3 protein-coding genes are annotated in these 12,160 nt (G+C 47.6%); all 3 read left to right on the top strand.

The features are described from left to right. The first annotated feature begins 35 nt into the window (after positions 1 to 35). The 3 genes from G8D99_RS11005 to G8D99_RS10995 are packed head-to-tail and all read left to right on the top strand — an operon-like array spanning position 36 to position 12,125. Positions 36 to 3,662: an Ig-like domain-containing protein gene (locus tag G8D99_RS11005; RefSeq protein ID WP_227554406.1), complete on the top strand. Its 3,627-nt coding sequence runs from the start codon at positions 36 to 38 to the stop codon at positions 3,660 to 3,662. Continuing rightward, on the top strand, positions 3,568 to 4,962 hold the full coding sequence (locus tag G8D99_RS11000; RefSeq protein ID WP_166325772.1) for an Ig-like domain-containing protein: 1,395 nt from the start codon (positions 3,568 to 3,570) through the stop codon (positions 4,960 to 4,962). The genes G8D99_RS11005 and G8D99_RS11000 overlap by 95 nt, the downstream gene beginning before the upstream one ends. Further along, positions 4,959 to 12,125 carry an Ig-like domain-containing protein gene (locus G8D99_RS10995; RefSeq protein WP_166325769.1) on the top strand — a complete coding sequence of 2,389 codons (7,167 nt, stop codon included), beginning with the start codon at positions 4,959 to 4,961 and terminating at the stop codon, positions 12,123 to 12,125. Before G8D99_RS11000 ends, G8D99_RS10995 begins: the two co-directional genes overlap by 4 nt. Positions 12,126 to 12,160 lie beyond the last annotated feature (35 nt).

Below are 12,160 nucleotides of genomic sequence, written 5' to 3'. Positions count from 1 at the left end.
GCAAAGATACACAAGCACCGGAACTCGAGGCGACACTGAACCCAGAGGGTACTTTGGTGACCGGTGAGACCGAGCCAAACACCTGGGTTGAAATCCGTGATCCTGTCACTGATGAAGTGATTGCATCAGGCACCTCAGATGACAATGGTGACTTTAGTATCAAGCTGGATCCAGCAATCACCGATGGCAACAGCGTGGATGTGGTGGCAATTGATAAAGCGGGTAACGACAGTGTGCCTGTCGAATTAACCGGCAGCAAAGACACCATTGCACCAAAAGACCTCAGCGCAAACTTAAATGCTGACGGTGATGTGGTGACGGGTAAAACCGAAGCCGGTGCCAAAGTTGTGGTGAAAGACAAAGCTGGCAACATCATCGGTGAAGCGACTGCAGATGCTGAAGGTAACTACAGCGTTACGCTAAGCACCCCATTAACCGACAATGCACAAGGCTTTGTCACGGCAGCAGATGCCGCAGGCAACACGATTGGACCGAAGACGGTGGTCGGTGGCAAAGACACCATCGCACCGGAACTAGAGGCAGAACTCAATCCAGAAGGTACTTTGGTGACTGGTGAGACCGAGCCAAACACCTGGGTTGAAATCCGTGATCCTGTCACTGATGAAGTGATTGCATCAGGGACATCAGATGACAACGGTGACTTTAGTATCAAGCTGGATCCAGCGATCACCGATGGCAACAGTGTGGATGTGGTGGCAATTGATGAAGCGGGTAACTCAAGTCAGCCACAAACACTGACGGGGGACAAAGACACCCTTGCACCCAAAGACCTCAGCGCAAACTTAAATGCTGATGGTGATGTGGTGACCGGTAAAACCGAAGCTGGTGCCAAAGTTGTGGTGAAAGACAAAGCTGGCAACATCATCGGCGAAGCGACTGCGGATGCTGAGGGTAACTACAGCGTTACGCTAAGCACCCCATTAACAGACAATGCACAAGGCTTTGTCACGGCAGCAGATGCCGCAGGCAACACGATTGGACCGAAGACGGTGGTGGGTGGCAAAGACACCATCGCACCGGAACTCGAGGCAGAACTGAGCACAGACGGTACAGTGGTCACAGGCCAAACCGAGCCGAACACCTGGGTTGAAATCCGTGATCCTGTCACTGAGCAAGTGATTGCATCAGGCACATCGGATGAGGATGGTTATTTTGAAATCCCATTGGATCCTGCTTTAACTGATGGCGACAAAGCGAATGTGGTGGCAATTGATGAAGCGGGCAATCCAAGTGCGCCTGTCGAATTAAGCGGCAGCAAGGACACCCTTGCACCAAAAGACCTCAGCGCAAACTTAAATGCTGATGGTGATGTGGTGACCGGTAAAACCGAAGCCGATGCCAAAGTTGTGGTGAAAGACAAAGCTGGCAACATCATCGGTGAAGCGACTGCGGATGCTGAGGGTAACTACAGTGTTACGCTAAGCACCCCATTAACAGACAATGCACAAGGCTTTGTCACGGCAGCAGATGCCGCAGGCAACACGATTGGACCGAAGACGGTGGTGGGTGGCAAAGACACCATCGCACCGGAACTCGAGGCAGAACTGAGCACAGACGGTACAGTGGTCACAGGCCAAACCGAGCCGAACACCTGGGTTGAAATCCGTGATCCTGTCACTGAGCAAGTGATTGCATCAGGCACCTCGGATGACAACGGTGACTTTAGTATCAAGCTGGATCCAGCGATCACCGATGGCAACAGCGTGGATGTGGTGGCAATTGATAAAGCGGGTAATCCAAGTCAGCTACAAACACTGACGGGGGACAAAGACACCCTTGCACCAAAAGACCTCAGCGCAAACTTAAATGCTGACGGTGATGTGGTGACCGGTCAAACCGAAGCCGGTGCCAAAGTTGTGGTGAAAGACAAAGCTGGCAACATCATCGGCGAAGCGACTGCGGATGCTGAGGGTAACTACAGCGTTACGCTAAGCACCCCATTAACCGACAATGCACAAGGCTTTGTGACGGCATCCGATGCCGCAGGCAACACGATTGGACCGAAGACGGTGGTGGGTGGTAAAGACACCATCGCACCGGAACTCGAGGCAGAACTGAGCACAGACGGTACAGTGGTCACAGGCCAAACCGAGCCGAACACCTGGGTTGAAATCCGTGATCCTGTCACTGATGAAGTGATTGCATCAGGCACCTCAGATCAGGATGGTCATTTTGAAATTGAGCTGAGTCCAGCAATCACAGATGGCAATAGCGTGGATGTGGTGGCAATTGATGAAGCGGGCAATCCAAGTGCGCCTGTCGAATTAAGCGGCAGCAAAGACACCCTTGCACCAAAAGACCTCAGCGCAAACTTAAATGCTGACGGTGATGTGGTGACCGGTCAAACCGAAGCCGGTGCCAAAGTTGTAGTGAAAGACAAAGCTGGCAACATCATCGGCGAAGCGACTGCGGATGCTGAGGGTAACTACAGCGTTACGCTAAGCACCCCATTAACAGACAATGCTGAAGGCTTTGTAACGGCAGCAGATGCCGCAGGCAACACGATTGGACCGAAGACGGTGGTGGGTGGTAAAGACACCATCGCACCGGAACTCGAGGCAGAACTCAATCCAGACGGTACAGTGGTCACAGGCCAAACCGAGCCAAACACCTGGGTTGAAATCCGTGATCCTGTCACTGAGCAAGTGATTGCATCAGGCACCTCGGATGACAACGGTGACTTTAGTATCAAGCTGGATCCAGCGATCACCGATGGCAACAGCGTGGATGTGGTGGCAATTGATGAAGCGGGCAACCCAAGTCAGCCACAAACACTGACGGGGGACAAAGACACCCTTGCACCAAAAGACCTCAGCGCAAACTTAAATGCTGATGGTGATGTGGTGACCGGTCAAACCGAAGCCGGTGTCAAAGTTGTAGTAAAAGACAAAGCTGGCAACATCATCGGTGAAGCGACTGCAGATGCTGAGGGTAACTACAGCGTTAAGCTAAGCACCCCATTAACCGACAATACACAAGGCTTTGTAACGGCAGCAGATGCCGCAGGCAACACGATTGGACCGAAGACGGTGGTGGGTGATAAAGACACCATCGCACCGGAACTCGAGGTAGAACTCAATCCAGAAGGTACTTTGGTCACAGGCCAAACCGAGCCAAACACCTGGGTTGAAATCCGTGATCCTGTCACTGATGAAGTGATTGCATCAGGCACCTCAGATGACAACGGTGACTTTAGTATCAAGCTGGATCCAGCGATCACCGATGGCAACAGTGTGGATGTGGTGGCAATTGATAAAGCGGGCAACTCAAGTCAGCCACAAAAACTGACGGGGGACAAAGACACCCTTGCACCCAAAGACCTCAGCGCAAACTTAAATGCTGATGGTGATGTGGTGACGGGTAAAACCGAAGCCGATGCCAAAGTTGTGGTGAAAGACAAAGCTGGCAACATCATCGGTGAAGCGACTGCAGATGCTGAGGGTAACTACAGCGTTACGCTAAGCACCCCATTAACCGACAATGCACAAGGCTTTGTAACGGCAGCAGATGCCGCAGGCAATACGATTGGACCGAAGACGGTGGTCGGTGGCAAAGACACCATCGCACCGGAACTCGAGCGCAGAACTCAATCCAGAAGGTACTTTGGTCACAGGCCAAACCGAGCCAAACACCTGGGTTGAAATCCGTGATCCTGTCACTGATGAAGTGATTGCATCAGGCACCTCAGATGACAACGGTGACTTTAGTATCAAGCTGGATCCAGCGATCACCGATGGCAACAGTGTGGATGTGGTCGCAATTGATAAAGCGGGTAACGACAGTGCGCCTGTCGAATTAAGCGGCAGCAAAGATACACAAGCACCGGAACTCGAGGCGACACTGAACCCAGAAGGTACTTTGGTGACCGGTGAGACCGAGCCAAACACCTTGGTTGAAATCCGTGATCCTGTCACTGAGGAAGTGATTGCATCAGGCACATCGGATGAGGATGGTTATTTTGAAATCCCATTGGATCCTGCTTTAACTGATGGCGACAAAGCGAATGTGGTGGCAATTGATGAAGCGGGCAATCCAAGTGCGCCTGTCGAATTAAGCGGCAGCAAGGACACCCTTGCACCAAAAGACCTCAGCGCAAACTTAAATGCTGACGGTGATGTGGTGACGGGTCAAACCGAAGCCGATGCCAAAGTTGTAGTGAAAGACAAAGCTGGCAACATCATCGGCGAAGCGACTGCAGATGCTGAAGGTAACTACAGCGTTACGCTAAGCACCCCATTAACCGACAATGCACAAGGCTTTGTGACGGCAGCAGATGCCGCAGGCAACACGATTGGACCGAAGACGGTGGTCGGTGGCAAAGACACCATCGCACCGGAACTCGAGGCAGAACTGAGCACAGACGGTACAGTGGTCACAGGCCAAACCGAGCCAAACACCTGGGTTGAAATCCGTGATCCTGTCACTGATGAAGTGATTGCATCAGGCACCTCAGATGACAACGGTGACTTTAGTATCAAGCTGGATCCAGCGATCACCGATGGCAACAGTGTGGATGTGGTGGCAATTGATAAAGCGGGCAACTCAAGTCAGCCACAAAAACTGACGGGGGACAAAGACACCATTGCACCAAAAGACCTCAGCGCAAACTTAAATGCTGACGGTGATGTGGTGACGGGTAAAACCGAAGCCGATGCCAAAGTTGTGGTGAAAGACAAAGCTGGCACCATCATCGGTGAAGCGACTGCAGATGCTGAGGGTAACTACAGCGTTACGCTAAGCACCCCATTAACCGACAATGCACAAGGCTTTGTAACGGCATCCGATGCCGCAGGCAACACGATTGGACCGAAGACGGTGGTGGGTGGTAAAGACACCATCGCACCGGAACTCGAGGCAGAACTGAGCACAGACGGTACAGTGGTCACAGGCCCGAGCCAAACACCTGGGTTGAAATCCGTGATCCTGTCACTGAGCAAGTGATTGCATCAGGCACCTCAGATGACAACGGTGACTTTAGTATCAAGCTGGATCCAGCGATCACCGATGGCAACAGCGTGGATGTGGTGGCAATTGATAAAGCGGGTAACGACAGTGCGCCTGTGGAATTAACTGGCAGCAAAGATACACAAGCACCAGAACTCGAGGCGACACTGAACCCAGAGGGTACTTTGGTGACCGGTGAGACCGAGCCAAACACCTTGGTTGAAATCCGTGATCCTGTCACTGATGAAGTGATTGCATCAGGCACATCGGATGAGGATGGTTATTTTGAAATCCCATTGGATCCTGCTTTAACTGATGGCGACAAAGCGAATGTGGTGGCAATTGATGAAGCGGGCAATCCAAGTGCGCCTGTCGAATTAAGCGGCAGCAAAGATACACAAGCACCGGAACTCGAGGCGACACTGAACCCAGAAGGTACTTTGGTGACCGGTGAGACCGAGCCAAACACCTGGGTTGAAATCCGTGATCCTGTCACTGAGGAAGTGATTGCATCAGGCACATCGGATGAGGATGGTTATTTTGAAATCCCATTGGATCCTGCTTTAACTGATGGCGACAAAGCGAATGTGGTGGCAATTGATGAAGCGGGCAATCCAAGTGCGCCTGTCGAATTAAGCGGCAGCAAGGACACCCTTGCACCAAAAGACCTCAGCGCAAACTTAAATGCTGATGGTGATGTGGTGACGGGTCAAACCGAAGCCGATGCCAAAGTTGTGGTGAAAGACAAAGCTGGCACCATCATCGGTGAAGCGACTGCAGATGCTGAGGGTAACTACAGCGTTACGCTAAGCACCCCATTAACCGACAATGCACAAGGCTTTGTGACGGCATCCGATGCCGCAGGCAACACGATTGGACCGAAGACGGTGGTCGGTGGTAAAGACACCATCGCACCGGAACTCGAGGCAGAACTGAGCACAGACGGTACAGTGGTCACAGGCCAAACCGAGCCAAACACTTTGGTTGAAATCCGTGATCCTGTCACTGATGAAGTGATTGCATCAGGCACCTCAGATGACAATGGTGACTTTAGTATCAAGCTGGATCCAGCAATCACCGATGGCAACAGCGTGGATGTGGTGGCAATTGATGAAGCGGGCAACCCAAGTCAGCCACAAACACTGACGGGGGACAAAGACACCCTTGCACCCAAAGACCTCAGCGCAAACTTAAATGCTGATGGTGATGTGGTGACCGGTCAAACCGAAGCCGATGCCAAAGTTGTAGTGAAAGACAAAGCTGGCAACATCATCGGCGAAGCGACTGCAGATGCTGAAGGTAACTACAGCGTTACGCTAAGCACCCCATTAACCGACAATGCACAAGGCTTTGTGACGGCAGCAGATGCCGCAGGCAACACGATTGGACCGAAGACGGTGGTCGGTGGCAAAGACACCATCGCACCGGAACTCGAGGCAGAACTGAGCACAGACGGTACAGTGGTCACAGGCCAAACCGAGCCAAACACCTGGGTTGAAATCCGTGATCCTGTCACTGATGAAGTGATTGCATCAGGCACCTCAGATGACAACGGTGACTTTAGTATCAAGCTGGATCCAGCGATCACCGATGGCAACAGCGTGGATGTGGTGGCAATTGATAAAGCGGGTAACGACAGTGCGCCTGTGGAATTAACTGGCAGCAAAGATACACAAGCACCAGAACTCGAGGCGACACTGAACCCAGAGGGTACTTTGGTGACCGGTGAGACCGAGCCAAACACCTTGGTTGAAATCCGTGATCCTGTCACTGATGAAGTGATTGCATCAGGCACATCGGATGAGGATGGTTATTTTGAAATCCCATTGGATCCTGCTTTAACTGATGGCGACAAAGCGAATGTGGTGGCAATTGATGAAGCGGGCAATCCAAGTGCGCCTGTCGAATTAAGCGGCAGCAAAGATACACAAGCACCGGAACTCGAGGCGACACTGAACCCAGAGGGTACTTTGGTGACCGGTGAGACCGAGCCAAACACCTGGGTTGAAATCCGTGATCCTGTCACTGATGAAGTGATTGCATCAGGCACCTCAGATGACAATGGTGACTTTAGTATCAAGCTGGATCCAGCAATCACCGATGGCAACAGCGTGGATGTGGTGGCAATTGATAAAGCGGGTAACGACAGTGTGCCTGTCGAATTAACCGGCAGCAAAGACACCATTGCACCAAAAGACCTCAGCGCAAACTTAAATGCTGACGGTGATGTGGTGACGGGTAAAACCGAAGCCGGTGCCAAAGTTGTGGTGAAAGACAAAGCTGGCAACATCATCGGTGAAGCGACTGCAGATGCTGAAGGTAACTACAGCGTTACGCTAAGCACCCCATTAACCGACAATGCACAAGGCTTTGTCACGGCAGCAGATGCCGCAGGCAACACGATTGGACCGAAGACGGTGGTCGGTGGCAAAGACACCATCGCACCGGAACTAGAGGCAGAACTCAATCCAGAAGGTACTTTGGTGACTGGTGAGACCGAGCCAAACACCTGGGTTGAAATCCGTGATCCTGTCACTGATGAAGTGATTGCATCAGGGACATCAGATGACAACGGTGACTTTAGTATCAAGCTGGATCCAGCGATCACCGATGGCAACAGTGTGGATGTGGTGGCAATTGATGAAGCGGGTAACTCAAGTCAGCCACAAACACTGACGGGGGACAAAGACACCCTTGCACCCAAAGACCTCAGCGCAAACTTAAATGCTGATGGTGATGTGGTGACCGGTCAAACCGAAGCCGGTGTCAAAGTTGTAGTAAAAGACAAAGCTGGCAACATCATCGGTGAAGCGACTGCAGATGCTGAGGGTAACTACAGCGTTAAGCTAAGCACCCCATTAACAGACAATGCACAAGGCTTTGTCACGGCAGCAGATGCCGCAGGCAACACGATTGGACCGAAGACGGTGGTGGGTGGCAAAGACACCATCGCACCGGAACTCGAGGCAGAACTGAGCACAGACGGTACAGTGGTCACAGGCCAAACCGAGCCGAACACCTGGGTTGAAATCCGTGATCCTGTCACTGAGCAAGTGATTGCATCAGGCATCTCAGATGACAACGGTGACTTTAGTATCAAGCTGGATCCAGCAATCACCGATGGCAACAGCGTGGATGTGGTGGCAATTGATGAAGCGGGCAACCCAAGTCAGCTACAAACACTGACAGGGGACAAAGACACCCTTGCACCAAAAGACCTCAGCGCAAACTTAAATGCTGAGGGGGATGTGGTGACCGGTCAAACCGAAGCCGGTGCCAAAGTTGTAGTGAAAGACAAAGCTGGCAACATCATCGGCGAAGCGACTGCAGATACTGAAGGTAACTACACAGCAAACCTCAACCCAGCATTGACCGATGGTGCACAAGGCTTTGTGACGGCAGCAGATGGCTCAGGTAACAGCACAGCGCCTCAGACAGTTACGGGGAACAAAGACACCATCGCGCCAGATGAACTGTCTTATGATTTTAATGATACAGGACTCATAGCTGATGATGGTGTTACCAATGATGGTGTCATCAAAATTGCAAATTTAGAAAGTGGTGCGACATGGGAATATAGTTTAGACGGTGGAAAAAATTGGCAGAAAGGCTCTGGTCAAGAAATTGAGTTAATTGAAGGAACGTATTCAGAAAATTCAATTCAATTTAGACAAACTGATCTCGCTGGAAATATGAGTGAAACTACCATTATTGATACTCAAGTTATTGTTGATAAGACGATAACAAAATTGAACTTAGAATTGCACTCAGATACAGGTATATCAAAGACTGATTCAATTACATCTAGTGGACAAATCAATGTCTCAGGTATAGAAGATGGCGCAATCTGGACTTACAGCATTGATGGTGGAGAAACTTGGATAGAAAGTGATCTGAAAGATAGTTTTATAGTTCCTGAAGGGAAATATGCCGCAGGAACGATACAAGTTCAGCATTACGACATTGCAGGTAATAATGCAATCACAACATTTGGTGCAGTAACAGTGGACACTGATTCGAATACACCCGCGCTGAGATTCTCAGATACAGGAGTAAGTAATACTGACAATATTACTAAGTCAACTTTAATTAGTGTGAGCAATTTAGAAATTGGTGCGACATGGGAATATAGTTTAGATGGCGGTAAAAATTGGAATGTTGGCGGCGTAGTTGCTAACATTACTACGGACTCATTTAATGTAATGAAAAACACTACTTACCAAGCGGGTCAAATTCAAGTTCGTCAAACTGATAGTGCGGGTAATGTTAGTAAGATTGCAACTTTCGATCATTCAATGATAATTGATAATTCATCCCCTTTAGGCAATATTTATTTAAACGGCCAGACTAGTTCAACATCTCCAGATATTATTAAGTCCTCTGGCACCATAGTCTTAAATGTGAACGGTGGATATAGTTCGTGGCGTTATTCATTAGATAATGGAAAAACCTTTATTAAAGGTTCAAATCAAGTTTTTGATTTGGTACTACCTGAAGGATATTATCCAAAAGGCACAATTATTGTAGAGCCAACTGATCTGGCAGGAAATATTGGTTGGATTCGTAATCTAGAGAATTGGACAGTCGATCAAACACCACCTCAAAAGTTAGAAATTGAATTTAATGATACTGGCGTATTTACAGATGATGGTATTACGAATGATGGTGTGATTAAAGTCAAAGGTATTGAAGCCAATGCAACTTGGGAATACAGCTTAGATGGAGGTAACAGTTGGATAAAAGGGGTTGGTGACCAAATTCTGCTAGCGGATGGTACATATCTCACTGATACTATTCAGTTTAGACAAATTGATGTTGCGGAAAACATAAGTCAAACGACTAGTATTGATTACAATGTTGTTGTAGATACAGTGTTACAGAAACCAACTCTGGCATTGGAACAGGACAATGGTGCATTGGCATCAGACGGTATTAGCAACAATGGCACTGTAAACGTATCAGGCTTAGAAACTGGATCGACTTGGAAATATAGTCTTGATGGTGGCTCTACTTGGACTGCTGGAACAGGTACTAGCTTTGATGTTCCTGTGGGTAGCTATGCCTCAGGAAAAATTCAAGTTCAACAAACCGATCTGGCTGGAAATTCCAATATACAAAGTCTTGGTGTAATCACCATCGACAAATCTATAGCAACGCCAACACTGAAATTGGCAGTTGATTCGGGCGCTTCTGCAACAGATGGTATTACGAACAATGGTGTAGTCAATGTCACTGGATTGGAAGCAGGAGCGACTTGGAAATATAGTTTAGATGGTGGATCGACGTGGACGACGGGTACTGGTTCGAGCTTTGATGTTCCTGCCGGAAGCTATGCTGCTGGCAAAATTCAAGTTCAACAGACGGATACCGCAGGTAATTCAGCAACGCAAAATTTGACAGCGATTACTGTAGATAAGACAGCATCTGCAATTTCACTTAGCCTTGCTTCTGACACAGGTAGTTCTGCAATCGATGGTATTACCAACAATGGCACTGTGAATGTGACAGGATTGGAAGCAGGAGCGACATGGAAATATAGCTTAGATGGGGGATTAACATGGGCATCCGGTACAGAATCTAGTTTTGTTATTCCTGCAGGTTCATATGTAGCTGATAAGATTCAAGTTCAACAAACAGATTTAGCAGGTAATAGTAGCACTATCCAGAAAATGGGTGCACTGACTGTAGACACTTCTATCACCATACCAACTTTAACTTTGTTAGCCGATGATGGTAGTTCTAATTCAGATGGTAAAACATCGAATGGAACAATTACTGTAAGTAATCTAGAAACTGGGGTTACTTGGAAATATAGTGTGGATGGAGGAAGCACTTGGATTACTGGTAGTGGAAATACTTTTGAGGTACCAGTTGGTAGATATGCTTTAGGTAAAATCGTTGTTCAACAAACAGATGTAGCAGGTAATGTGAGTCAAAGTGGTATATTCAGTAAAGATCTCCTTGTATCGAAGGTAGAAGCTGTAAATGACGCTTTGACAGCTGATCCTTGGAATACAACTTACAGTCTAGTGAAAGGAAGTAATGATATTTCAGGAACAATCTCCTCTGGTACTTTTGTTCTGACTAAAGGTCAAGCAGCATCTTTAAAATATGATGCAAATGTTCCTGCAAATACTACAGCTTTTTTGTATGGTACTACGAAATACAAACTAAAAGTCATCATCGAGGTTCTAAAGTCAGGTGTTTATAGTGAAGTAACTTCAGCAACTTACTATTCAACTACAACCAATCAAGAGCTCAAAATAGCCAATAACTATGACACGAGTAATACTTATAGAGTTCGTATCGAAACGACAAATGAAGGAGGCTCTGGTACAGGTGTAACGAAACCTGAATTTAGTGCAGGTAATACTTCACTAATTACAATGGCAGCAAATGGTTTAGTCTCAGATGGTGCAAGTTGGGGTAAAGCAGGTAATTTATTTACCAATGATATTCTTCCTTACGAAAATAATTACAAGTTAGAAGTTAAAGATGGTACTGGTACTTTTATTGAAATAACCAGTACGTCAGGGCAAGGTCAGCGTATTTATTTTGATAAAGTAATGGAGGTAGATTTTAAAAAGGATGGAACATACATTCTTGACCCCATAAATAATATTCAAAGCTTAGGAAAGACTGGTGCTTTTGAATATCGTATTACTGATTTAGGTACAGGGAAGTCTGATACTGCAACTGTTTCTTATGATATTTCTTCAAAAGGAATTATTATGAATACAGGCTTGGCTGCTGATAGTGGAGTTGCGACTTTAACTGGGACAACTGGAAATGATGTAATTGTGAGTCGTGGGGCAAATGAAACAATTACATCTGGTGCAGGTCAGGACGTTCTTATTTATAATTTGTTAAAAGATGCGAATGCGGGTGGAAATGGAAGTGATGTTTGGACAGATTTCCAACTTGGTTCAGCTACAAGTGGTGGGGATATCATTGATATTAGAGGATTACTCTCAAATCAAAATGTAACTGCTACCAATATTAATAGTTATTTGAAAGTCACCACTTTAAATGGTTCGACCATTATTAGTGTAGATATTGATGGAACTACTGCTGCGAAATCATCGAATCCGTTGCTTGTATTACAAAATACGAATACGACCCTAGATGAATTATTAAAAAATGGACAAATTTTGTTTTAATTAAAAATTTAAAAAAAAAGAACCTTCGGGTTCTT

The organism is Acinetobacter lanii (genome assembly GCF_011578285.1).
Classification (GTDB): domain Bacteria; phylum Pseudomonadota; class Gammaproteobacteria; order Pseudomonadales; family Moraxellaceae; genus Acinetobacter; species Acinetobacter lanii.
This window is presented reverse-complemented; position numbering and strand designations above follow the sequence as displayed.